The organism is Streptosporangium sp. NPDC049248 (genome assembly GCF_040678965.1).
In the GTDB taxonomy this organism is placed as follows: Bacteria; Actinomycetota; Actinomycetes; order Streptosporangiales; family Streptosporangiaceae; genus Streptosporangium; species Streptosporangium fukuiense.
In genome coordinates, this window is record NZ_JBFAQY010000019.1 from 94,574 (window position 1) to 118,141 (window position 23,568).

Here is a 23,568-nt window from a genome sequence, read left to right on the forward strand (position 1 = left end):
GTACCCCGGCCTCGGTCAGGTCGCGGGCGTCGCGGGGACGATCTGGACCGTGCTGGCGACGGTGGCGGCCGCAGGGCGGGTCCCGGTGGGGACGGCCACGGCCTGGACCGCCCTGCCGGAGGCGGTCAGCGTGCCGGTGGCGTCCCCCGCCACGGCCACGCCGACCGTGATCCGGGGAAGCTGGAAGCCGGGGGAGGCCAGCTCACGCGTTTCGCAGCCGATGTCGCCGGCCGTGATCCGGCATCTCCAGCCCGCGCCGGAGGCCCGCACCGGGGTCAGGCCCGCGGGGAAGCGGTAGGTGACCTCGGTCGGATACCCGATCCCGGCGGAGGCGGGGTCGGCGGTGACGTCCATGGAGAACGTGCCGGTGCCCCCCGCCTCGAACGGGCCGTCATGGACCGTGGTGAGGATCAGGTCGCCGGGGAACCTCGCTCCCGGGGCGGGCGACGCGCCCATGACGGCCGCCACGACGGCCGCCGTGACGGTCAGCACGAGACCGGTTCGTCGCGTCGGATCTTGACGTTCGTCGGTCATATTTCCTCATCCCCCGATTCCACCGGAAATCCACCGCTTCCAATTTCGATGCGGTGAAAAACATTCTTGGATATGCGAAACAGGCGCCGAACGCGGTGAACCGCCCGCCGTCGCGGCTTGGGACGGCAGACGCGCCACCGCCACTGCTCCCGGTAGCCCCGAAAGGATCACGCCAAACCGATCGAAGGGGAAAGACGAGGGCCGGTGCGGACGTCCTCGCGGCCGGGAAGGGGCCCCGGTGGGCCGGATCACGATTTGCATCGCCTGCCAAAGGTCGCGCGCTCCCGGTGAAAGCGCTGCCCCGGACAGGGCAGGATGGACCCATGAGGGAAACCCGACTCTCGTCCGCCGGCCTGCGCGACGCCATCGACCGCAGTGGCTACTATCCCGATCTGGTCGCCGACGCGGTCGAGTCCGCGCTCGGCAAGGAGCAGGTGGGCGCCTACGTCGTGCATCACGAGGCCACCTTCGACCCGGCCATGGAGGTGCGCAGGCACGTCACGGTGCTGGTGCTCTCACCCACCCGGCTACTCGTCTGCCACACCGACGAGCACCCGCCCGTGGAGGGGGTGTCGGCGTCACACGCCTCCACGACCACCGAGGCCGTGCGGCTCAGCCGGATCCAGTCGGTCGCGGTCACCAGGGTCGTCCCCGACCCCGCCTCCTACGTGCCGGGCGTGCCGCCCACGGAGGTCACGCTCACCATCGGCTGGGGCGCCATCTCCCACGTCGACCTGGAGCCGGCCACCTGCGGCGACGAGAACTGCGAGGCCGACCACGGATACACCGGCGCCATCACGGCCGACGACCTCTCCCTGCGGGTGAGCGAGGCGGCCGACGGACCGGAGGCCGTCTCCCACGTACTGGCCTTCGCCAAGGCGCTGTCAGAGGCGACGGCCCGCACGGCCGCCTCGTGAGGGCAAAGGTCCCCGCGTACGGCACGGCCACTCTCGCGGACCTCTCCTCCTCACTGCTGGCCGCGGTCGGGATGGACGGCGACAACCCCCTGGGCCTCGCCCCGGCCGAGCGGGTTCTGCTGTTCCTCGTCGACGGCATGGGCGCCGAACTGCTCCGCGCCCACCCGGAGACCGCGCCGTTCATGTCCGCCATGCTCGACAGGGTGCTCGCCGCGGGCTTCCCCGCCACGACCGCGACCAGCCTGGCCACGCTCGGCACCGGCCTGCCGCCGGGCGAGCACGGCATGCTCAGCTGCCAGCTCGCCGTGCCCGGCGCAGGCTACCTGCTCAACTGCCTGCGCTGGACCGCCTCCGGCCCCGTGGTCCCGCCCAACGAGTGGCAGCCGAACCCGACCGTCTACGAGCGCGTGGCGGCGGCCGGAATCCCCGTCAGCTACGTCGGCCCCTCCAAATTCGAGGCCACCGGTTTCAACATGGCGGTCCAGCGTGGTGTGCGCTTCATCGGAGCCGACGAGGTCGACGACCGGATCGCCGGGGTTCGTCACGCGCTGGCCGAGCCCCGGGCCCACGTCACGGTCTACTACGGCGACCTCGACCTCACCGGCCACGTGAGCGGCTGGGGCACCCCGGCCTGGCTCCACCAGCTCGCCCTGGTCGACCGGATGGCCGAGCGACTGGCCGACACGCTCCCACCCGGTTCCGCGATGTACGTCACCGCCGACCACGGCATGGTCAACGCCGCCGAGTACGTCGACGTCGACGCCGTTCCCGAGCTTCGCCAGGGCGTCGCCCTGCTCGGTGGGGAGGCCAGGGCCCGCCACATCTACACCGACCCCGGCGCCGCAGAGGCGGTTCTCGACACCTGGCGTGAGGTTCTCGCCGGAAAGGCATGGGTGACGTCCCGGGAGGAGGCGGTGGAATCCGGCTGGTTCGGGCCGCGGATCCGCTCCGAGTGGCTGCCCAGAATCGGGGATGTCCTCGCCGTCCCGTACACCGACTGCGTCATCATCGCCTCGGCCGCCCAGCCGCACGAGGCGGGACTCGTCGGCTTCCACGGCTCGCTGACACCCGCCGAGCAGCACGTCCCCCTCCTGGAGGTGAGCAGCAGGTAGGCCCGCCGGCCGAACGGCCGATCACCCGGGGCCGGTCGCCACCGGCTGATCCCCGCACCCGAAGCAGACGAAGCCCGCCACCCCGGTCTTCCCGCTCGCGGTGGCCAGTGCCCGTGCGGGCGGGGCACCGGCGGCCAGCGCCCCGTGGAAGGCGGTCATCAGAGCCAGCGTCTCCTCGTCGCGCACCGGCACCAGGCTGGCCACCACGCAGCGCGTCCCCAGCGACAGGAACGTGCCCGCCAGCCCCAGCGGCGCCCCGTCGGCCGGGGCGTGCGCCATCCCCGCGTCGCACGCCGACAGCACCACCAGGCCCGGCGGGGTGCGCAGCCGGAGCAGGTCGTACGCCATCAGCGGGCCGTCGTCGAGATCGATGCTCGACAGCAGCGGGCTGCGCGGGGAGAACATTCCGTGCGCGGCCAGGTGCGCCACGTCCGCCCGCTCCAGCGCCGTCATCACCTCCGCCCGCCGAGCCGCCACCCGCTCGGTCCCCGGGTGGCACTCGCCGACCATGCGGGCCTCGGCCTCCGAGTACCGCAGCCCCGGCCCCGCCACCGCGACGACACGCCCGTCCCGCACGGCCGGCACCTGCCCGCCGGCCAGCCAGGCGGCGGCGCTGGCCACCACGCTCACCGGCCGGTCGGCGTTCATCGGCAGCAGTGGCCAGGGCAGGATGTGCAGCGTCCCCGTCGGTACGATCACCAGCGGCCGGTCGCCCAGCCGGTCACGCAGCGGGCGGAAGAGCAGCCGTTCCAGCTCCGCGGCCTCCGCGCCGGATTCCGGAGCCCGGCCATCGAGCAGATGTGTCCTGCGCAGCCCGTACCGGAGGCGGACGGCGGCCTCGGCGACGGTCGCGAACGGGCCGAGGCGGCGCAGCGTCACGCGCTCCCCGGTGACCACGACGGCGGCCAGTTCCGCCTCGTGGCGGACGAACTCCACCAGGACCGACTCGCCGAGCGCCGCCCGCAGCGCGGCCAGGCCGGGCGCGAGCGGCCGGCCCGCACCCCCGGTGACCGCCCGCCACCGCTCGGCCCACGCCAGGACCGTGCGGCCTCGCCCGGTCCGCATGGCGAGGGCCAGCCCGAACTCGGCCAGCGGCTCACCCTCCCTGGCGGCGTGCGCGCGCACCACCGGGTCCGCTAACGCCTTCGTTCCGGACCCCACCTCCGCGAGGCCCGCCAGCACCGCCGCGAACGCCCCCCGCCGGTCGCCGGCCAGGGACCGCCGCAGCGCCGCCGCCTGGCGGGCGACCACTCCGCGACCCGAGCGGGCGAGAAAGGCCAGCTGCCCCTCGGCGGACGGCCGGTCACCCAACCGGAGCGCGAGCTCGGCGGCGCTGAGCCTGAGCGCCGCGGAGGCATCCCGGTGTCCGGCGGAGTCGAGGGCCTCGGCGCACGAGAGCATCTCCGGCACCATCGCCGGTAGCCCGGCGGAGGACGGGTCCAGCGCGAGTCTGGCCCGCAGCAGGATCTCCTCGGCGAGCGGCGTCAGGACCGTCCGCCCCTGCGCGGCCAGCTCACGAGCGGCCAGCTCCGCGCTCTCCCGGGCACGGCGCGGATCTCCGGTGCGCAGCTCGACCCTGGCGAGCAGCAGGCGGGCCTCGGCCAGGGCCACTCCGGCGCCCGCCGCCGCCAGCTCGGGAACCGCCATGTCCAGCAGCACCCGGGCCTCGCCGGGCAGATGGGCGGCGACCAGTGCCTCGGCCAGGTCGCAACGGACCGTCGCCAGCCGCTCCGGGTAGTCGAGCAGGATGTCCTGGACACGCCGGTAGGCGGTGAAGGCGGCGGGCAGGTCGCCGCGCCGCGCGGCCAGGAACGGCAGGTTGCCCTCGGCGAGCGCGAGCACGTGCGCGAGGCCCGCGTCCCTCGCCAGCTCCGCGCACCGGCCCAGATCGGCCTCCGCCGCCTCGAACTCCCCGAGGAACACCCGGGCGAGCCCGCGGTTCAGCATCGCCCCGGCCACGAACCTGACGTCGTCGCCGAGGACGGTCATGGCCCGGTCGCAGTGCTCGACGGCCTCGCGGTAGCGGCCGAGCCTCGCCAGCGCCATCGCGCGATGCACGCCGAGCTTGCCCAGTTCGGCCGGGGTCAGACCGGGTTCGGCGTCCGCGGCGATGGCCAGCGCCTGCTCCGGGTGCCCCAGCTCGGTGCGGATGTGGACCAGCGACAGGCGCGCCTGGGCCGCCCGGTGCGGCAGCCCGGCCCGCAGCGAGATCTCCACCGCCCGGTGCAGCCGCTCCTCGGCGAACGGCAGGTCACCGAGCTCACGCGCCGCCACCGCCAGCGCCCGGTGCGCCACCGCCTCCGCCTCGCAGTGCCGGCAGCCCGAGGCCCGCTCCGGCACCGCGCCGCCGTCCGGATCACCCGTCTGACCGGTCGTTCCCCGGCAGGACGCGGGGAGCGAGGCGAGCACGGTACGGGCGAGAGCGAGGGCTCGGGCCGGGTCGCCGCCCGAGAGGTCGACCGCGCGCTCGGCGGCGGCGAGCGCCTCGTCGAAGGCCAACTACGGGCGGATCCGGGTCCAGCTGGTGACCACCGGGAGGCTCTCCGACCGGTGACACACCACGCTGAACCAGCCCGGCGGCAGGCCGGTGACGGCGAACTGGCCCGTCGGGGACAGGGGGCGCGACTCGGTGAGGTGTGGCGTGCGGATCTCGACCAGCGTGCCCGCCCCGGGACAGGGGGAGATCTGGCCCGCCAGATCGACCAGACCGTCCAGGGAGGTGACCTCCAACTCCACCGTGAGCCCGGCCGCGACGAACCTCAGCAGCCGGGGCTCCTCGGTGGACCGGACGCCCTGTGGCGCGGAGGTGACCACGGGGCGGGCCGTGTCGGCGCCGGGCAGCCGCAGTCCGAAGACCGCGCGGGCGGCGGCCGTCACCTGGGCCGGTACCGGGTCGTTCCCGGAGGCCAGGCGCAGCGCGGCTATCAGGGACTCGTCGTCGATCGTCGTCGGATGCCGCGTCACAATGTCGCCTCCCGAGTGGTGAGCATGGTGCGTAGTCGGTTCAGGCAGCGCCCCCGGGTGGGGCCGTAACTGCCGCTGGGCATGCCCAGACGCCCGGCCAGCTGGCGGACGCCCGCGTCGGGGGCCGTGGCCATCAGCCGGAACAGCGAGCGGCACGGCTCGGGCATCCGGTCGACGGCCTGCCACAGGCGACGGCTCTCGTCGGCGGTCAGCACGGCCAGCGCCGGATCGGCGTGGACGTGCCCGGCGTCGGCCGGCTCGGTGTCCACGCACGCGCGTTCCGCGTCCACCGGGTCGGCGACCAGCCGCTCGCCCCGGTGCCGCCGGCGGAGCAGGGACGCCTCGCGCTTGGCCGTGGTGAACAGCCAGGGGCCGATCCGGTCCGGGTCACGGATGGTGTGCAGGCTTTCGAGCAGCCGTAGCCACGTGCCCTGCACCGCGTCGGCGGCGTCCGCCGGGTTCAGGTCGTAGGCGCGCACCGCCGACCACAGCGCGCCGGTGAAGCGGGTGACCAGCGCGTCCCAGGCCGCTTGGTCGCCGGCCAGGACGGCCTCGATCGTGGGCTGATCGCTCACCGGCACCTCCGGACCACATGGAGCACTGTGGGTATTCGAGGAAATACTCTGGGTGAGACTTTAGCCGGGCGTGGGCACGACGACTCCCAAATCGGGGATCCGCCCGGCCCTCGCCGGATCGAGGACGTGTTCCGCGGCCTCCCGCGAGGGCCGGTCCGCCGACGCCGCGGCGATCGCCCCGCTCACCAGGGCGGCGGCGAAGGAGGTCCCGCTCCAGCAGGCGTAGCCGCGGAACGCGCCGCGTTCGAGGAAGGTGCTGGACAGCCACTCGCCGCGGGCGCACGCGTCGACCCACGGGCCGTACGCCGAGAACGGGGCCCTGGCCCGCTCCGCCGCGTCCAGTGCTCCGACGGCGATCACCCCGGGCGAGGCGGCGGGCCAGAAGGGGCGGTCCGAGGCGGTGTTGCCCGCGCAGGCCACCGTGACCGTGCCGGCCAGTTCCGCCAGGGCGGCCTCGACCAGCGGGGAGGGGCCGTCGTCGAAGGTGTGCCCGCCGAAGGACAGGTTGAGCACCCGGGGCGGTTCGGCCCTGAGCCGGCCCAGGACGCGCAGCAGCCCGGCCTCGTCCCCGATGCCGTGGCTGTTCAGCATCCGGATCGGCCGCGGCCTCGCCGCCGGGGCCGACCGTAGGACCAACCCGGTGATGAACGTGCCGTGCCCCGCCTGGGGGTCCAGTTCGCCGTCACCGTCCGAGTCGGGCACCTCCGCGGCCTCCTGTCCCCGTTCCAGGAACCACGGGCTCGTCCGCCACCACGGGTGCGACACCAGGCCCGTGTCGGCCAGTGCCACCGTCACGGCGGCCGCGGCGGCCCTGTCCGCGGCGGGCTCGGGCATCGGGAGGGCGCGGCTGGGAAAGGGGCGGGAGGCCGGACCTCCGAAATAGAGCGGCTGGCCTGTCAGCACATGGTTGGGAGAGGCGGGAAACCCCCGTTCCCGCAACGACGCCACCAGGTCGCAGACGTCCACGCCCGATGAGAGCCGCACCCGGTAGATCCCTTGAGCCTCGGTGACGGCGTCGGCCCAGCGGGCGGTGGCGGCCATGCCCGAGGCGTCGGTCAGCAGCTGACCTTTTCTGATCAGGGCGGGCGATCCAGGGATGGGTTCGACCCGTTCCATATCGGTGTCCATCTGGTCCTCCGGGGGTGCTCACCGGCTTGTGGGGGTTCTCGTCGCTCCGAGGATGCCCTGGCCAAGCGTCCGCGTCGCAACATCTTGGTATGACCCCCCTCTGGTGCGATGTCACAACCGACGGTAGTCTCTCCTTCAGTCACTTGTGATCATCCTGGGACGAGGCCGTTGGGGAAGGCGCACCTCGTACCGAAACGGGAGGTCCGGTGTCTGCTCGTGGCGTGCTTTACGTCCACTCAGCGCAGCCTGCGCTGTGCCCTCATATTGAATGGGCGGTCGCAGGTGTTCTTGGCGTCCCCGTAGACCTGACCTGGACTCCACAGCCCGCCGCGCCCGGTCACGTGCGCGCACAGGCCGAGTGGGAGGCCCGTGTGGGTACCGCGGCGGCCATCACCTCATCCCTGATGGGCTGGCAGCGGATCCGCTTCGAGATCACCGAGGACGCCTCACCGGGTGTCGACGGGTCCCGGCACGCCTACACCCCGTCTCTCGGCGCCTTCACGGCCGTCGTCGGGGCCACGGGCGACATCCTGATCCCGGAAGACCGGCTGCGTTCCGCCATGCTGATGGCACGCCAGGGCCGCGTGGTGCTGGAGGAGGAGATCGATCGCCTGCTGGGCAAGCAGTGGGATGCCGAGCTTGAGTCGTTCCGTTACGCGGGGGAGGGCGCACCGGTCCGCTGGCTGCACGCCGCCGTCTGACCCCGGTCCCCGTACCGGGTGTCCCGCCAGGTGGCGTCGGCCCCGCGGGCCCCGGCGACCGGGTTGTGGAGTCCTCGCACGGGGGGTGTGAGGTCCCCCTTCGGCCCTGAGAACCCGCTCGGAGACCGGGCTCCCACGCTCATCCGCCGCTCAGCGGTACCGGTGGCGCCGTCGGCGCTTCGAACCCCGCCACAACGGGTGAGCCCCCGCCCCGGGGATCGGGACGGGGGCTCGGCGAGTGATGTTCAGAGTGGGATGTTGCCGTGCGCGCCCCGTGCGGGGGTCGCCTTGGCCAGGACCCTGGCGATGGCGCCCCGGGTCTCCCCGGGCTTGATGACCTCGTCGATCACGCCGAGCTCGATGGCCCGGTCGAGGCCGCCGGCGAGGATCTCGTGCTCCTCGGCGAGCCTGGTCTCCAGAGCGGCGCGCTCCTCCTCGGGGGCGGCGGCGAGCTCGCGGCGCTTGAGGATGCGGACCGCGGCGACCGCGCCCATGACCGCGATCTGGGTCGTCGGCCAGCCGAACACCTTGGTCGCGCCCAGCGAGCGGGAGTTCATGGCGATGTAGGCGCCGCCGTACGCCTTCCTGGTGACCAGGGTGATCCGCGGCACGGAGGCCTCGGCGAAGGCGTGCAGGAGCTTGGCGCCGCGGCGGACCACACCGTCGTGCTCCTGCCCGACGCCCGGCAGGTAGCCGGGGACGTCGACCAGGACGACCAGCGGCACCCCGAAGGCATCGCACATCCGGACGAACCGTGCGGCCTTCTCCGCGGAGGCGGAGTCGAGGCAGCCGCCCAGGCGCATCGGGTTGTTGGCCACCACGCCCACGGTCCGGCCCCCGAGACGGCCCAGGGTGGTGACGATGTTGGGCGCCCACTTGGCGTGCAGCTCCACGCCCGGCTCGTCGAGCAGGCCCTTGACGAGCGGCTTCACGTCGTAGGCGCGGCGCACGTTCTCGGGCAGCAGGCCGGAGAAGTCGACCTCCTCGACCTCGGTGCGCACCCGGCCCTGGTGGCCGAGGAGCACCGCGAGGCGGCGGGCCTGCAGGTAGGCCTCCGTCTCGGTCCTGGTGACCACGTGGACGACGCCGCTGCGCTTGCTGTGCGGCTCGGGACCCCCCAGGCCTGCCATGTCGATCTGCTCGCCGGTGACGCTGCGGACCACGTCGGGACCGGTGACGAAGATACGGCCCTCGTCGGCCAGGATCACGATGTCGGTCAGCGCCGGGCCGTACGCGGCGCCGCCGGCGGCGGGACCCACGACGACGGACAACTGCGGGATCACCCCTGAGGCGCGGGTCATCGCGGCGAAGACGCGGCCGACCGCGTGCAGTGACTCGACCCCCTCGGCGAGGCGGGCGCCGCCGGAGTGCCAGACGCCGATGACCGGGACCCGCTCGCGGACCGCGACGTCGTAGGCGTGCACGATGTGCTCGCACCCCTCGCTGCCCATCGCACCGCCCTGCACGCGGGCGTCGCTGACGAACGCGACGACCGGCACACCCTCCACCCGGCCCGTCGCGGCGAGCATGCCGCTGCGGTCGACCGGTGAGATCAGCCGGAGCGAGCCCTCGTCGAGCAGAGCGGAGAGGCGCACCTGGGGGTCACGGGGATCAAGGGGCTCCTGTTCGGAGGCCTCGCTCACCACCCCGTTGTCGAGCACGGTCATCGCGAGCTCCTGTCAGACGCTGGTGAAGGCCACGGCGACGTCGTGTCCGCCGAACCCGAAGGAGTTGTTGATCGCGGCGATCTGGCCACCGGGCAGAGCACGTGGCCCATCGCGCACGATGTCCACCTCGACGCCGTCGTCGAGGTCGTCCAGGTTGATCGTTCCAGGTGCGCGGCGCTCGTGAAGGGCGAGAACCGTGAAGACGGACTCGATGCCGCCGGCGCCGCCGAGCAGGTGACCGGTCATCGACTTGGTGCCGCTGACCAGCGGGTGGTCACCGATGACCTCCTTGATCGCGACCGTCTCCACCACGTCGCCGGCGGGGGTGGAGGTGGAGTGCGCGTTCACGTGCTTGATGTCGCCGCCGGTGAGGCCGGAGTTCTCCAGGGCGCGGCGCATGGCGAGCATGACCCCGGCACCGGTCGGCTCGGGCTGGGCGATGTGGTGGGCGTCGGCCGAGTACCCGACTCCGGCGGCCACCGCGTAGATCGTGGCGCCACGGGTACGGGCGTGCTCCTCCGACTCCAGCACCAGGATGCCGGCCCCCTCGCCGAGGACGAACCCGTCCCGGCCCTTGTCCCAGGGCCTGGAGGCGCGCTGGGGTTCGTCGTTACGGGTCGACATGGCGCGCATGGCGGCGAAGGAGCCGATGTTCAGCGGGTGGATGGCGGCCTCGGTGCCGCCCGCCACGACCACGTCGGCCCGGCCGGAGCGGATCATCTCGATGGCGTACCCGATCGACTCGGCGCCGGTGGCGCAGGCGCTCACGGTGGCATGGACGCCGGCGCGGGCGCCGACCTCGATGCCGATCCAGCCCGCCGCGCCGTTCGGCATCAGCATGGGCACGGTGAACGGTGAGAGCCGTTGCCAGCCCTTCTCCTTGAAGGTGTCGTAGGCGGCGAGGATCGTGGTGATGCCTCCGATACCGCTGCCCACGACGACACCGAGCCGCTCGGGGTCGACCTTGTCGATCGCGGCGTGCGCCCACGCCTCGCGGGCCGCGACCAGTGCGAACTGCTCGGCCCGGTCCAGCCGCCGGGCCTCCGGCCGGGGCAGGACCTCGGTCGGGTCCACCGCGGCGAAGGCGGCGAACTTCACCGGGACGGAGTCGACCCAGTCCTCGGTGATGTCGCGGACCCCGGACTGACCGGCGAGGAGCGCCGACCAGGTCGAGGCGACGTCTCCACCGAGAGGCGTTGTCGCGCCGAGCCCGGTGACGACGACACGTACCTGGCCTGTACTCACGTTCTGCGCTCCTTATGAATCGCTGGTCTTAGGGGTAAGGATCGAGACGTCTCAGTTCTGGATGAAGTTGATGACGTCCTTGACGTTCTTGAGGTGCTTGAGCTGGTCGTCCGGAATCTCCACGCCGAACTCGTCCTGGGCGGCGACGGCGATCTCGACCATGGACAGCGAGTCGATGTCGAGGTCGTCGACGAAGCTCTTCTCCGGGGTGACCTCGGAGGCCGGGATTCCGGTGATCTCGTTGACGATCTTGCCAATGCCGGCGAGGATCTCCTGCTCGGTCAGAGCCATGTCGCGTGTTCTCCTTGAAATGGGTTTTCTTCTGGCTTTCCGTGCGGCGGGGCCGCGCGGAAGTTCTAGGGGATCTCGATGACCTGACCGGCGTAGGTCAGGCCCGCGCCGAAGCCCAGCAGCAGGGCGAGCCCGCCGGACTGGACCTCGCCGCGTTCGATCATCCGGGACAGGGCGAGGGGGATCGAGGCGGCCGAGGTGTTGCCCGCCAGGACGATGTCCTTGGCGATGACGGCGTTCTCGGCGCCGAGCTTGCGGGCGATCGTCTCGATGATGCGGAGATTGGCCTGGTGGGGCACGAAGGCCGCGAGGTCGGCGGGATCCACCCCGGCGCGCTCGCAGATCTCCTTGGCGACGGGATGCAGCGCGGTGGTCGCCCAGCGGAACACGGTCTGGCCCTCCTGGTGCAGGAAGGAGTCGCGGTCCTTGATGATGATCGCGTCGAACTTGTCACCGGCGCTGCCCCAGACCACGGGACCGATCCCCGGGGTGTCGGAGGGGCCGACGACCGCCGCGCCCGCGCCGTCGGCGAAGATCACCGCGGTGGCGCGGTCGGTCCAGTCGATCCACTGGGAGAGCTTCTCGGTGCCGACGACGAGCACGTTGGTGGCCGAGCCCGCGCGGATCGCGTCGTTGGCGACCGCGAGCGCGTAGCAGAAACCGGAGCAGGCGGTGTTGACGTCGAACGCGCCGGGAGCGTCGATGCCCAGCCGGGTGGCCACCCGGCCCGCGGCGTTGGGGATCTGGGTCTCCAGCGTGCAGGTGGCGACGATCACCAGGTCGATGTCGGAGACCGACAGGCCGCTCGCGGCGAGCGCCTTGCCACCCGCCTGCACGGCCAGGTCGATCTCCGACTCGCTGTCCGGGGCGATCCGGCGCTCCTTGATGCCGACCCGGCTCTGGATCCAGGCGTCGTCGGTCTCCATGGTCGCGGACAGGTCGTCGTTGGTGACCACCTGGGAAGGCTGGTAGTGGCCGAAGGCCAGGATCTTCGCGCCCGGAGAACCCTGAGGGATCTTCATTCGTCTGTCACCGCTCCTCATTCGACTGGAGAGCGGCTCGTGCGGCTCCCAGATCGTCGGGGGTCTTCAGGGCGACGGTCGTCACCCCGCGCAGAGCACGCTTGGCCAGGCCGGTGAGCGTGCCGCCGGGGACAAGTTCGATCATGGTGGTGACGCCGCGCTCGGCCATCGTGGCCATGCAGGCGTCCCAGCGCACCGGGTTGGCGACCTGGGTGACCAGGCGCTCCAGGAAGTCGGCACCGCTCGTGACCGCCGCGCCGTCGCTGTTGGACAGCAGGGTGACGGCGGGGTCGGCCGGGGTGAGGTCCGAGGTGGCCTCGCGCAGGCTGTCGACGGCGGAGGCCATGTGCACGGTGTGGAACGCGCCGGCGACCGACAGCGGGATCACCCGGGCGCGGGCGGGCGGCTCCGCCTTGAAGGCCGCCAGTTGCTCCAGCGTGCCGCCAACGACGATCTGCCCGGCGCCGTTGACGTTGGCGGGAGTGAGCCCGTTGGCGGCGATGGCCGCGAGGACCTCCTCCTCGACCCCGCCGAGGACGGCGGACATGCCGGTCTCGGCGATGGCCGCGGCCTTGGCCATGGCCTGGCCGCGCTCGCGGACGAGGCCGAGGGCCTGTTCGGGCGTGAGCACCCCGGCCAGGGCCGCGGCGGTGAACTCACCCACGCTGTGTCCGGCGACGATGTCGGGAGAGGCTCCCAGGACCTCGGCGACGGCCAGTCCGGCGGCCACGAGCAGGGGCTGCGCGACGGCGGTGTCACGGATCTCGTCCGCGTCGGCGGTGGTCCCGTAGGCGATCAGATCGAGTCCGGCCAGCTCCGACCAAGCGGTCAGCCGGTCGGCCAGGCCCGGTAGTTCGAGCCATGGACTGAGGAAGCCTGGAGTCTGGGCACCCTGGCCCGGAGCGACGATGACGAGCACGAAATCCAGCCTGCCCTGTAGAGGTTCAATACTCGGATAGAGATCCAGACGAAGTTTGTCCCCAGTTTTTTGTAGGGAACCTACAGTGGGGGTTTCGTGGAAGTTAAGTAAAGCCTGCTACGTCACCGGCGTTTCCGATAGGCGTCCGAGGATCAGTCCCACCTGCAGAGTGAAGGCGGATCGCCCCTCGGTCGGCTGGTAACCGGTCAACTCGGTGATCTTACGCAGACGGTAGCGCACCGTGTTCGGATGGACGAACAGCAGCCGTGCCGTCGCCTCCAGGGAGGTGCCCTGTTCCAGGTAGGTCGCCAGGGTGTCGAGCAGCGGCGTGCCGATCAGCGGCTGGTAGACGTTCTCGATCAGCTGTGCCCTGGCGTCGGCGTCACCGTCCAGGGCCCGTTCGGCCAGCAGGTCCTCGGCGTGGACCGGCCTGGGCGCGTCCGGCCACCCCGCGGCCGCCCGCAGCCCGGCCATCGCCGCCCGCGCCGATCTGGCGGCCGAGTGCAGGTCCGCCACCTCGGGCCCGATCACGATCGGCCCGTTTCCGAAACGCGGCACCACGTGCCTGGCCGCGGCGGCGACGCTGTCTGCACCGCCCACGATCACGATCAGCCGGTCGCCCTGCACACCGGCCAGCATGTCCAGACCGGACCTGCGGCCCCGGTCGCGCAGCGCGTCTATCACCGCCTGCGGGTCGTCGTCGGGCGTCTGTCCCGCCAGCACCACGACGGGCGTGGAGGTCCAGCCGAGCGCGGCGGCCCAGGAGTGCAGGCCGTCGTCGACCTCCCCCCTGACCAGGGCGTCCACGATCAGCGCCTCCAGCCGCGCGTCCCAGGCGCCGCGCGCCTCGGCCTCCCGCGCGTACACCTGCGCGGCGGCGAACGCGACGTCGCGGGTGTAGCGGAGCATCGCCTGCTGGAGCTGGTCATCGCCGCCGGGCGCCGCCAGCTCCTCGGTCTGTGCCTCGACCACCTCGACCACGACCCGCACGATGTCGACCGTCTGCTGCAGCGAGATGGACCGCTTCAGCTCCCTGGGCGCGGTGCCGAAGAACTCGATGCTGGGCGTCGGGCGGCCCTCGCCGGCGTGCTGGAACCACTCCACGAAGGCGGCGATCCCGGCCTGCGCGACCAGCCCGACCCAGGATCTGTCCTCCGCGGAGAGCGCGCGAAACCACATCAGCCGGTCGTCCATCCGGGACATGGCGGCCGTGCTCAGCGTGCCCATGGCCCGTTCCAGCCGGCGCGTGGTGTCCTCCCTGACCCGGTCGGAGTCGAGATCCCTCTCATCCGACCCGGTCACGACGTCGCTGTGCCTGACCGCTCGCTCGCTCCGTTCCCTCACGCCACTAAGAGTGCCAGGTCGTCGGAGATGCACCAGCCATGGTTCCCGACAGCGCAAGACCCTCGATCTTGTACATCCGGCACGATCGGGTCCCCCGCGGCGGACGCGACCGCGCTCAGACGACAGCGACGGCGGTGATCAGTCCGATGGCCAGGTGGGTGACCGCCAGCAGCCGGGCACCCGGCTGGAGGTCGGGCTCCTTGACCAGTTCGCGCACCGAGACCCCCGCCACCTTGTCGAAGGCGATCATCGCCACGGTCTGTACGGCGATGCCGACCAGGCCGAAGACCAGTGTCGCGAGCAGGCCCTCGTGCAGGGCACCGCCGGAGGACCAGATGGAGGCCGCGACGATCAATCCGAGGGCGGCCAGCCCCGAACAGGCGAGCAGTGTGGCGTTGGGGTTGCGGTCCTCCTTGATCAGCCGGCTGAGCTTGCCGGGGATGGCCATGTCGATCACATAGAAGCCGATGATCAGCAGGATCACGCCGAGGGCGGCGTAGGAGGCGATCGCGAGCGCGCCGCGTCCGAGGATTTCGGCGATCGACAGCGTCTCGCCGCCGGGCGCGGAGGGCAGGAGCGTCACGGCCGGGATGGGGGTGGGACTCATGGCTTCATTCTCTTTCCAGGACTCAGAGCTCGATGCGGTGCGGAACGAATGACGACGTGTCGTCGGTGATGAACCCTGAGGTCTCGCGGATGCCGACACCCGCCGCCTCGTCGTGGACCACCCAGGCGCCGAGCACGGGACGCCAGCCGTCGAAGACAGGCAGTGCCTGGAACTCCTGGTAGACGTGCCCCTCGGCGCCGTAGCCGCCCGAGGTCTCGACGCGCTCGCCGGGGGCGACGATCCGCATGTTCGCGCCCTCGCGGCCGAGCAACGGCTTGGCGATGTACGAGGACATGTCGCGGGGGCCGTCGAGATAGGCGGGCAGCAGGTTCGGGTGGCCCGGATACAGCTCCCAGAGCACCGCGAGCAGCGCCTTGTTGGACAGCAGCATCTTCCACAGCGGCTCGATCCAGGTCATCGAGACCTGCTGGCGCACCGCCCGTGTTCCGAACGGATCGGCGACCGCCCACTCCCACGGGTACAGCTTGCAGAGCGAGCGGATCACCCGGCGCTCCATGTCGACGAAGCGCAGGTTGAGGTCGTCCCAGCCGATGTCCTCCATGGCCAGCGCGACGGTCTTGAGGCCGGCCTGGTCGGCGGTCTCCTGCAGGTAGGCGAGGGTCATCGCCTCCTCGCCTGAGGTGTCCATGTTGGTCCAGGCGAAGTGCGTGGGTCCGGTGGGCAGGCCGGTCGAGATCTGCTGCCACCTGGCGATCAGTCGTTCGTGGATGGAGTTCCACTGGTCGTCGTCGGGATAGCGGTCGCGCAGCCAGAACCACTGCACCACCGAGCTCTCCAGCAGGCTGGTGGGGGTGTCGGCGTTGTACTCCAGCATCTTGGCCGGACCGGTCCCGTCGTAGCGCAGGTCGAACCGGCCGAACAGGTGCGGGTCGTTCCGCCTCCAGGAGGCGGCGATCTCCGGGGCCACCCACTCCGGGATCGCGAAGTCGGCGTAGCGGTTCTTCGCGATGACGTGTTCCACGGCGTGCAGGCACATTCGGTGCAGTTCCTCGACCTGGTTCTCCAGATCCAGGACCTCGTCCATGGAGAAGACGTACTGCGCGCTCTCGTCCCAGTACGGGCGGGTGAGGCCTTCGGGGTGCGCCGAGCGATGGTAGGCCAGGCCGTGGCCCTCGATGATGCTCTCCCAGTTGTCGCGGGGGAGTGAGGTCTCGCGTCTCATCTGTGCCGGATCAGCTCCCGCTACCCGACCCGCTGCGCCCGCCGAAGCCGCCCCGCTGGATCACGGTGCCCTTGCCGCTGGTGATTCTGACGTCCGAGGGGCGCACGGTGGTCCCCTGCCGGATGTACACGCCGTTCCTGGCGCCGCCGTAGTACCAGCCGTAGGCACCGTGTGACCCGTGGTAACCGCTACCGCCGTCGTCGTCGCAGAGGTCCTCGTCCACCACCTCGTAGGTGCCGTCCGGCTGGCGGCTGTTGAGGTCGACGCACTCGGCGCCCACCTCCTCGTAGTCCTGCTGCGCGGAGCAGTAGCCGACCAGAAGCAGAGAGACGACGCCGATCCCGGTGATGGTGACCACCGTGGAAGCCTTGATCCCGGAGGGCTTGGCCGGCGGTTTGCCGGGAAGGTTCTGCGGTGCGGCTAGCGGGTGTTTTGGTGGTTGGGCCATTGAACTCCAATGAGATGCGTCGGCCTAGGCTATCGATGCTGTTTTGTCGGTTCAACCGCCGGATGGAGTCAGGGCGGGGATCACCGTTGCGCATCCATGGGAGATCTCGTCCGACCGTCCCGGCGAGGAAGGGTGATCGTTCCCCCGTCCGATGTGTAATGTTCTGGCAAAGCACAGGGAACGAGGGGTCCGCGGTGCCGGAGATCAGACCGTTGCGGCCGGGGGATCCGCCGCGACTGGGGGAGTACTCGCTCAGGGGCAGGCTGGGGGAGGGTGGTCAGGGAGTCGTCTACCTCGGGGAGTCCGAGGGCGGCGAGCGCGCCGCCATCAAGCTGCTACACGTGCGCTTCACCGAGGAGGTCCACGCGCGCGCCCGCTTCGCCCGCGAGCTGGCGGCGGCTCGCCGGGTGGCCCCCTTCTGCACCGCCCGGGTGCTCGCCGCCGACCTCGACGGCGAGACGCCCTACATCGCGAGCGAACTGATCGAGGGCCCGTCGCTGCGCCGGGTCGTCGAACGCGACGGACCGCTGTCCGGTGAGGCACTGGAACGCCTGGCCATCGGCACCGCCACCGCGCTGACCGCGATCCACCACGCGGGCATCGCGCACCGGGATTTCAAGCCCGACAACGTCATGCTCGCCGCGGACGGCCCCCGGGTGGTCGACTTCGGCATCGCGAAGATCATCGATGAGAGCGGGACGATCACCACTCGCGCGGTCGGCACCCCCGCCTACATGGCGCCGGAGCAGATCGCCGGAGAGCGGGTCGGGTTTCCCGCCGACGTGTTCGCCTGGGGCTCGACCATCGTCTTCACCGCCACCGGAAAGGCGCCTTTCGGGAGCGACACGATCGTGGCGACGCTCAACCGTGTCATCAACCACGAGGCCGACCTGAGCGCCCTGCCCGACGGGCTGCGCGAGCTCGTCGCCGCCTGCCTGAGCAAGGAGCAGAAGCTCAGGCCCACCTCGGACGTGCTGTTGAAACGCCTGCTCGGCCACCCGGTGGACGAGGCGGAGGCGTCCGAGGAGGTGCTGGCCGAGGGCGTGCAGGCCGCCACAGTGGATCTGACGCGGCCACAGGAGCCGGTCAGGCGCGGCCGGAGGCGGGTCGCGATCGCCGGCGGGCTCGCCGTCCTCGGCGGGGTCGGCGCCTTCCTGGCCGTCCAGTTCGGTTTCCCGCCCGGCGGGCCGAGCCCACCCGTCCGCCGTCATCGTCCCCCTCGGCCACGGCCGAGGTCACGAAGGTCTCCACGGGCTCGCCGCTGCTCGATCGGATCAAGGCCACCGGCAGGCTCCGGGTGGGTTACCGCGGCGGGCTGCCGGGGATCTCGCTGGGCGACGACCCACCCCGCGGATTCGAGGCCGACGTGGCCGCCCACCTGGCTAAGGCCCTGTCGGTGCGCGCCGGCGGTCTCACCTTCGTGCCCGTGGGCTACGCGGCCAGGGAGGAGGCGGTCGAGAGGGGCAAGGTCGACCTGGTGATCTCCAACCTTTCGATCGACGACGCCGACCGCGGCCGGGCCGCCTTCGCCGGGCCGTACTACGTCGCCCACCGTGACGTGCTGGTCCGCGCCAGTGCGAAGATCGACGACTTGGAGGACCTGCGGGGCAGGAGGATCTGCCTGTCGAACGGCCAGACCACGGGCACGATGATCCGGGACAGGGGCGTCGACTTCGTCGCGGTGCGGGCCGACGATCCCGCCCAGTGCGCGGTGCAGGTGGCCGACGGCCGCGCCGACGCCATGGTCGGCGACGACCTGCTGATCGCCGGCTTCGGCGCCCGCCTGCGCGGCATCAAGGTCAAGATCGTCGGAGTCAGGCTCACCACGGAACGGTACGGTGTGGCACTTCGAACCGGCGATCCGGTGGCCTGCCGGAGGATCAACGAAGTGATCACGTCCATGTACGCGGACGGAACCCTGGCGAGCCTGCTCGAAAGTCACCTGGGCAGAGTCGACTTCCGCTTCGAAACCGCGCTGCCCCGCCTGGAGACCTGCTAGGCCCTCTCCCGCGAACGGTGGGGTGACCCCCGGCGGCGCGGGGAGGCGTCACCAGGGCGATCGCGGCGGGCAGAGGATTCAGGGGAGGGTCACCTCAGGAGTTCGAGCAGGTGACCCCCTTCGCGGGAACCTTCCCGTCGATCAGGTAGGCGTCGGTCACCTTGCCGATGCAGGCGTCACCGGACAGGTAGGCGCCGTGCCCCTCGCCCTTGTAGGTCACCAGCACGCCCGTCCTGAGTTCCGAGGTCAGTTTCGGAGCCCACTCGTACGGGGTGGCGGGGTCACCGGTGCCGCCGATCACCATGATCGGAGCCGAGCCCGTGGCGTTGACCCGCCTGGCCTCGTCACTGCCGGGGACCGGCCACATCGAGCAGATCAGGCCCATTCCGCTGCCGCCGAACAGCGGGGAGACCTTCATCGTCTCGGCCTCGACCGTGGCCAGCTGCTCGGGGGTGGGCCGTTCCGCGGTGTCGACACAACTGATAGCCGGGAAACTGCTCATGAGCGTCGTGTAGCTGCCGTCGGGCAGGCGGCCGTTGTAGCTGTCGGCCATCGCCAGCAGGATCCGTCCGTCACCCTTGATCGCCTGACCCAGCGCCTGGTCGAGCAGCGGCCAGGTCATCTCCGAGTACAGCGCGGCGGCGATGCCGGTGCCCGCCAGCCCCTGCGTCAGGGTGCGGCCACCGACCTTGAGCGGCTCGTCCCTCAGGTCGTCCATGAGTTTCTCGACGTTCTTGTTCGCGAGGGTCACGTCGGTGCCGATCTCGCACTGACCGGGTTCCTGCACGCAGTCCTTCAGGAAGGCGTCGTAGGCCTGCTGGAAGCCCTTCGTCTGGACTATCGTGCGATCGGCCAGGGACACGCTCGGGTCCAGCGGGGCGTCCAGCACGAACCGGCCCACGTTCTTCGGGAACCTGGTCGCGTAGACCGCGCCGAGTTGCGTCCCGTACGAGATGCCGAAGTAGTTCAGTTTCCTCTCGCCCAGGGCCGCGCGGAGGCGGTCCATGTCCGCGGCGGCGTTCACCGTGCCGACATAGGGCAGCAGCCTGCCCGAGGTCTGCCCGCAGGCCGTCGTGAACTCCCTGGTGGTCTGCCGGATCTCGGCGCGATCGGCGTCGTTGGTGGGCAGGGTGTTCATCGAGGTGAACTTGTCCATCATCGCGTTGCCGCCGCACCGGACGCCCGAACTGCGGCCGACCCCGCGGGGGTCGAAGCTGACCAGGTCGTAGCGGCGGTTCAGATTGGTGAAGGCCTTGGCGGCCTGGGCGAGGGTGTCGACCCCCGAGGCGCCGGGGCCGCCGAAGTTGAAGACCAGCGAGCCGATCCGCTTACCGGGACCCGAGGCCCTGACGCGGATGACGGCGATGTCGATGGACTCGCCGTCCGGCCTGGTGTAGTCGAGCGGGACCTTGAGCTTCCCGCACTGCTGCGCGCGTTCGGACTGCGCGGGGGGCTGGCCGCCGGGTCGCTTGATGTCGGTGCACGGACCCCAGACGATCGTCCCTGAAGGCGCGGCCGAGGGCGTCCCCGAGGGCGCGACCGTCGCGGAGGCGCCCGCGGCGACATGCTTTCCGCCGTCGCCGCTGCCGCAGGCGGCCAGCGCGGTTGACAGGGCGGTGACCGTCGCGGCCGCCCTAAGGATTCTTGCCATGGAAAAGCTCCCCCTGGGAATCGTTCGCCGGGGGAAGCGATTCCACCCTAACCGGGCGGGCCCCCATGGAAAAGGAGAACCCGCCCGGAAAGGATCACACGCCCATGGACTGGGTGTCGTTGCTCTCGGCGCCCCCGGCCTCGGTCACGCCGTTCTTCAGGTGGTACATGGAGATGGCGTCGCCCAGTACCTCGGGGTCGAGCTCACCGCGCTCGACCAGCCGGGTGAGCACGGCCAGGGTGATCGAGGCCGCGTCCACGTGGAAGTGGCGGCGCAGCGCCGACCGGGTGTCCGACAGGCCGAAGCCGTCGGTGCCGAGCGAGCTCCAGTCACCGGGAACCCACTGGGCGATCTGGTCCTGTACCGCCCGCATGTAGTCGCTCACGCCCACGAACGGCCCCTGGGCCTTCGACAGCGCCTGCGTGACGTACGGCACGCGCTTGTCCGCCTCGGGGTTGAGCAGGTTGTGCTCCTCGGCGGCGAGCGCCTCGCGGCGCAGCTCCGTCCAGGAGGTGGCCGACCAGACCTCGGCCGCCACGCCCCAGTCCTCGGCCAGCATCCGCTGGGCCTCCACGGCCCACGGCCCGGCCACGCCGGACGCCAGGATGTTGGCCTTCGGGCCCGAGACGGCCGGAGCAGGGGCGAACCTGTACAGGCCCTTGAGCAGGCCCGCCACGTCCAGGTCCGCGGGCTCGGCGGGCTGGAGGTAGGGCTCGTTGTAGACGGTCAGGTAGTAGAAGATGTTCTCCGGCTGCTCGCCGTACATCCTCCGCAGGCCGTCCTTGACGATGTGGGCCACCTCGAACCCCCACGACGGGTCGTACGAGACCGCCGCCGGGTTCGTCGAGGCGATCAGCGGGGTGTGGCCGTCCTCGTGCTGCAGGCCCTCGCCGTTCAGCGTGGTGCGGCCGGCGGTGGCGCCGAGCAGGAAGCCACGGCCCATCTGGTCGGCGAACTGCCACATCTGGTCGGCGGTGCGCTGCCAGCCGAACATCGAGTAGAAGATGTAGATCGGGATCATGTGCTCGCCGTGCGTGGCGTACGACGAGCCGACCGCGATCGTGGAGGCCATCGAGCCCGACTCGCTGATGCCCTCGTGCAGGATCTGGCCCTCGGTCGACTCCTTGTACGACAGCAGCAGCTCGCGGTCGACCGCCTCGTAGGTCTGACCGTGCGGCGAGTAGATCTTCGCCGTCGGGAAGATCGCGTCGAGGCCGAAGGTGCGCGCCTCGTCAGGGATGATCGGTACGAACCGGTGGCCGATCTCCTTGTCGCGCATGAGGTCCTTGAGCAGGCGGACGAACGCCATGGTGGTGGCGACGTTCTGCTTGCCGGAGCCCTTCTTCAGCTGCGCGTACGCGGCGTCGCCGGGAAGCTTGACCGGCTTGGCCCGCATCACGCGCTTGGGCAGGAAACCGCCCAGGGCCGCGCGCCGCTCCTTCATGTACTGGATCTCGGGGTCGTTCTCGCCCGGGTGGAAGTACGGGGGGAGGTCGGCCTCGAGAGCGGAGTCGGGGATCGGCAGGTAGAGCCGGTCGCGGAACTCCTTCAGGTCGGCCTTGGACAGCTTCTTCATCTGGTGCGTCGCGTTGCGCGCCTCGAAGTCCTTGCCGAGGGTCCAGCCCTTGATGGTCTGGGCGAGGATGACGGTCGGCTGGCCGACGTGCTCGCGGGCCGACTTGTAGGCCGCGTACACCTTGCGGTAGTCGTGGCCGCCGCGCGACAGCTTGCGGATGTCCTCGTCCGACAGGTGCTCGACCATCTTGCGCAGGCGCGGGTCGTCACCGAAGAAGTTCTCGCGGATGTACTCGCCGGTCTCGACGGAGTAGGTCTGGAACTGGCCGTCGGGGACGGTGTTCATCTTGTTGACCAGCACGCCGTCGACGTCGGCCGCCAGCAGCGGATCCCAGTCGCGGCCCCAGACGACCTTGATGACGTTCCAGCCGGCGCCGCGGAAGTAGGACTCCAGCTCCTGGATGATCTTTCCGTTGCCGCGTACCGGGCCGTCGAGACGCTGCAGGTTGCAGTTGATGACGAAGGTGAGGTTGTCGAGCTCCTCACGGGCCGCCAGGCCGATCGCGCCGAGCGACTCGGGCTCGTCCATCTCGCCGTCACCGAGGTAGCACCAGACGTGGCTCCGGCTGGTGTCCTTGATCTTCCGGTTCAGCAGGTAGCGGTTGAACCGGGCCTGGTAGATCGCCCCGATCGGCCCGAGACCCATGGAGACAGTGGGGAACTCCCAGAAGTCGGGCATCAGGCGGGGGTGCGGATAGGAGGGCAGGCCCTTGAAACCGTGCGAGAGCTCCTGGCGGAAGGCGTCGAGCTGGCCCTCGTTGAGGCGGCCCTCAAGGAAGGCGCGGGCGTAGATGCCGGGCGCGGCGTGGCCCTGGAAGAAGACCTGGTCTCCGGACTCGCCGTGGTCCTTGCCGCGGAAGAAGTGGTTGAAACCCACCTCGTAGAGCGACGCGGCCGAGGCGTAGGTGGCGATGTGCCCGCCGACGTTGGTGCGGGCGTTGGCCCGGGTCACCATGACCGCCGCGTTCCAGCGCGTGTAGGCGCGAATCCGGCGCTCGACGTACTCGTCGCCCGGGAACCAGGGCTCACGCTCCGGCGGGATGGTGTTGATGTAGTCGGTACTACGCAGGCCGGGCACACCGACCTGGTGCTCGCGGGCCCGTTCCAACAGCCGAAGCATCAGGTAACGAGCACGAGTGCGACCTTCCGTCTTGATGACGTTGTCGAGCGACTCGAGCCACTCCTGGGTCTCACTGGGGTCGACATCAGGAAGCTGGCTGGGTAGGCCGTCGCTGATGATCGAGAAACGCTGGCGTCCGGAAGCCACTGGGTCTCGCCTTCCGAGGATGGACTTTTGTCTGGTGTAGGTCGTCTTCCATCCTGGTCGCTTACCCCGGAAAGTGCATCTCTACTTACCGGTAACCAGGAGATCCCTGCTGGCAGGGGTGCATAAGTGGCCTAGACCACCGATGGTAGGACGAATTGCCGTCAAAGGTTACATCGAGGTTCCCTCTTTTTTACAGGTCCCCTCCCTGTGAATCCGGATCCCGTCGTCTGGCCGGATCCGGAGCCCTCACGAGAGGAGGGCTCCCAGGGCGGGGAGGAGCGACTGAAACCTTGCATATGTGTAACGAGTGGCCCTCCCTCATAGTGCCCTCCGCGCCCCTTTCATACGCCCATGGAGCGCTGGAGCGTCCCGTATAAGGTGATCTACCCGGCACGGGTGCGTGACGGATGGGGCACCTG

The 23,568-nt window shown here is 70.9% G+C and carries 20 protein-coding genes and 1 pseudogene; 5 read left to right on the plus strand and 16 right to left on the minus strand.

Annotation, left to right across the window (positions count from 1 at the left end; genetic code table 11):
* Positions 1-15: 15 nt before the first annotated feature.
* A complete protein-coding gene (locus AB0K21_RS29380; RefSeq protein ID WP_343982797.1) occupies positions 16-534 on the minus strand; it encodes a hypothetical protein in 519 nt (172 codons plus the stop codon).
* Between the two features lie 323 nt (positions 535-857).
* Here AB0K21_RS29380 and AB0K21_RS29385 point away from each other — a divergent pair, with 323 nt between their 5' ends.
* The gene (locus tag AB0K21_RS29385) at positions 858-1,451 is read left to right on the plus strand and encodes a DUF5998 family protein (RefSeq protein WP_030920184.1); all 594 of its coding nucleotides are present in this window, start codon (positions 858-860) and stop codon (positions 1,449-1,451) included.
* Positions 1,448-2,563 carry a nucleotide pyrophosphatase/phosphodiesterase family protein gene (locus AB0K21_RS29390; protein ID WP_364154934.1) on the plus strand — a complete coding sequence of 372 codons (1,116 nt, stop codon included), beginning with the start codon at positions 1,448-1,450 and terminating at the stop codon, positions 2,561-2,563. The genes AB0K21_RS29385 and AB0K21_RS29390 overlap by 4 nt, the downstream gene beginning before the upstream one ends.
* A gap of 21 nt (positions 2,564-2,584) precedes the next feature.
* Here the strand turns inward: AB0K21_RS29390 and AB0K21_RS29395 are convergent, their stop codons facing one another.
* From AB0K21_RS29395 to AB0K21_RS29410, 4 genes are read right to left on the minus strand one after another with little or no spacing between them, the layout of a single operon-like run.
* Positions 2,585-5,062, minus strand: coding sequence for a CHAT domain-containing tetratricopeptide repeat protein (locus AB0K21_RS29395; RefSeq protein ID WP_364154936.1), 2,478 nt, complete (start codon positions 5,060-5,062; stop codon positions 2,585-2,587).
* Positions 5,063-5,527 (minus strand): hypothetical protein, encoded by a 465-nt coding sequence (locus AB0K21_RS29400; RefSeq protein WP_364154938.1) that lies wholly within the window; start codon positions 5,525-5,527, stop codon positions 5,063-5,065.
* Positions 5,524-6,102: a sigma-70 family RNA polymerase sigma factor gene (locus AB0K21_RS29405; protein WP_343967694.1), complete on the minus strand. Its 579-nt coding sequence runs from the start codon at positions 6,100-6,102 to the stop codon at positions 5,524-5,526. Before AB0K21_RS29405 ends, AB0K21_RS29400 begins: the two co-directional genes overlap by 4 nt.
* A 60-nt stretch (positions 6,103-6,162) precedes the next feature.
* Positions 6,163-7,230, minus strand: coding sequence for a S8/S53 family peptidase (locus AB0K21_RS29410; RefSeq protein ID WP_343967696.1), 1,068 nt, complete (start codon positions 7,228-7,230; stop codon positions 6,163-6,165).
* Positions 7,231-7,436: 206 nt separating this feature from the next.
* Here AB0K21_RS29410 and AB0K21_RS29415 point away from each other — a divergent pair, with 206 nt between their 5' ends.
* Positions 7,437-7,931: a DUF3145 domain-containing protein gene (locus AB0K21_RS29415; RefSeq protein WP_030920167.1), complete on the plus strand. Its 495-nt coding sequence runs from the start codon at positions 7,437-7,439 to the stop codon at positions 7,929-7,931.
* 245 nt (positions 7,932-8,176) lie between these two features.
* Here the strand turns inward: AB0K21_RS29415 and AB0K21_RS29420 are convergent, their stop codons facing one another.
* The 9 genes from AB0K21_RS29420 to AB0K21_RS29460 all read right to left on the minus strand — a co-directional run bounded on the left by AB0K21_RS29420 (position 8,177) and on the right by AB0K21_RS29460 (position 16,657).
* Positions 8,177-9,598 (minus strand): carboxyl transferase domain-containing protein, encoded by a 1,422-nt coding sequence (locus tag AB0K21_RS29420; protein WP_364154941.1) that lies wholly within the window; start codon positions 9,596-9,598, stop codon positions 8,177-8,179.
* Positions 9,599-9,610: 12 nt separating this feature from the next.
* Positions 9,611-10,843 (minus strand): beta-ketoacyl-ACP synthase II, encoded by a 1,233-nt coding sequence (fabF, locus tag AB0K21_RS29425; RefSeq protein WP_343967701.1) that lies wholly within the window; start codon positions 10,841-10,843, stop codon positions 9,611-9,613.
* Between the two features lie 51 nt (positions 10,844-10,894).
* Positions 10,895-11,134 carry an acyl carrier protein gene (locus AB0K21_RS29430; RefSeq protein WP_030920149.1) on the minus strand — a complete coding sequence of 80 codons (240 nt, stop codon included), beginning with the start codon at positions 11,132-11,134 and terminating at the stop codon, positions 10,895-10,897.
* 65 nt (positions 11,135-11,199) lie between these two features.
* Positions 11,200-12,156 carry a beta-ketoacyl-ACP synthase III gene (locus AB0K21_RS29435; protein ID WP_343967705.1) on the minus strand — a complete coding sequence of 319 codons (957 nt, stop codon included), beginning with the start codon at positions 12,154-12,156 and terminating at the stop codon, positions 11,200-11,202.
* Positions 12,157-12,163: 7 nt separating this feature from the next.
* A complete protein-coding gene (locus AB0K21_RS29440; RefSeq protein WP_364154944.1) occupies positions 12,164-13,075 on the minus strand; it encodes an ACP S-malonyltransferase in 912 nt (303 codons plus the stop codon).
* A 117-nt stretch (positions 13,076-13,192) separates the two neighbouring features.
* Positions 13,193-14,302: a helix-turn-helix domain-containing protein gene (locus AB0K21_RS29445; protein ID WP_051753216.1), complete on the minus strand. Its 1,110-nt coding sequence runs from the start codon at positions 14,300-14,302 to the stop codon at positions 13,193-13,195.
* A 232-nt stretch (positions 14,303-14,534) separates the two neighbouring features.
* Entirely contained in the window at positions 14,535-15,026 is a 492-nt protein-coding gene (locus AB0K21_RS29450) for a DUF350 domain-containing protein (protein WP_343967709.1), read from the minus strand.
* A gap of 22 nt (positions 15,027-15,048) precedes the next feature.
* A complete protein-coding gene (locus tag AB0K21_RS29455) occupies positions 15,049-16,209 on the minus strand; it encodes a glutathionylspermidine synthase family protein (protein WP_343967711.1) in 1,161 nt (386 codons plus the stop codon).
* A gap of 10 nt (positions 16,210-16,219) precedes the next feature.
* Positions 16,220-16,657 carry a hypothetical protein gene (locus tag AB0K21_RS29460; RefSeq protein WP_343967713.1) on the minus strand — a complete coding sequence of 146 codons (438 nt, stop codon included), beginning with the start codon at positions 16,655-16,657 and terminating at the stop codon, positions 16,220-16,222.
* A gap of 158 nt (positions 16,658-16,815) precedes the next feature.
* Here AB0K21_RS29460 and AB0K21_RS29465 point away from each other — a divergent pair.
* Together AB0K21_RS29465 and AB0K21_RS29470 are read left to right on the plus strand one after the other, a co-directional pair.
* Positions 16,816-17,631, plus strand: a pseudogene (locus AB0K21_RS29465) (serine/threonine-protein kinase); the annotation flags it as partial.
* Positions 17,632-17,954: 323 nt separating this feature from the next.
* The gene (locus AB0K21_RS29470; protein ID WP_364154947.1) at positions 17,955-18,656 is read left to right on the plus strand and encodes a transporter substrate-binding domain-containing protein; all 702 of its coding nucleotides are present in this window, start codon (positions 17,955-17,957) and stop codon (positions 18,654-18,656) included.
* 94 nt (positions 18,657-18,750) lie between these two features.
* On the opposite strand, the gene AB0K21_RS29475 is transcribed toward AB0K21_RS29470, so the two are convergent.
* Together AB0K21_RS29475 and aceE are read right to left on the minus strand one after the other, a co-directional pair.
* A complete protein-coding gene (locus tag AB0K21_RS29475) occupies positions 18,751-20,307 on the minus strand; it encodes an alpha/beta hydrolase (protein WP_364154949.1) in 1,557 nt (518 codons plus the stop codon).
* A 94-nt stretch (positions 20,308-20,401) separates the two neighbouring features.
* On the minus strand, positions 20,402-23,149 hold the full coding sequence (aceE, locus tag AB0K21_RS29480) for a pyruvate dehydrogenase (acetyl-transferring), homodimeric type (protein ID WP_364154951.1): 2,748 nt from the start codon (positions 23,147-23,149) through the stop codon (positions 20,402-20,404).
* Positions 23,150-23,568 lie beyond the last annotated feature (419 nt).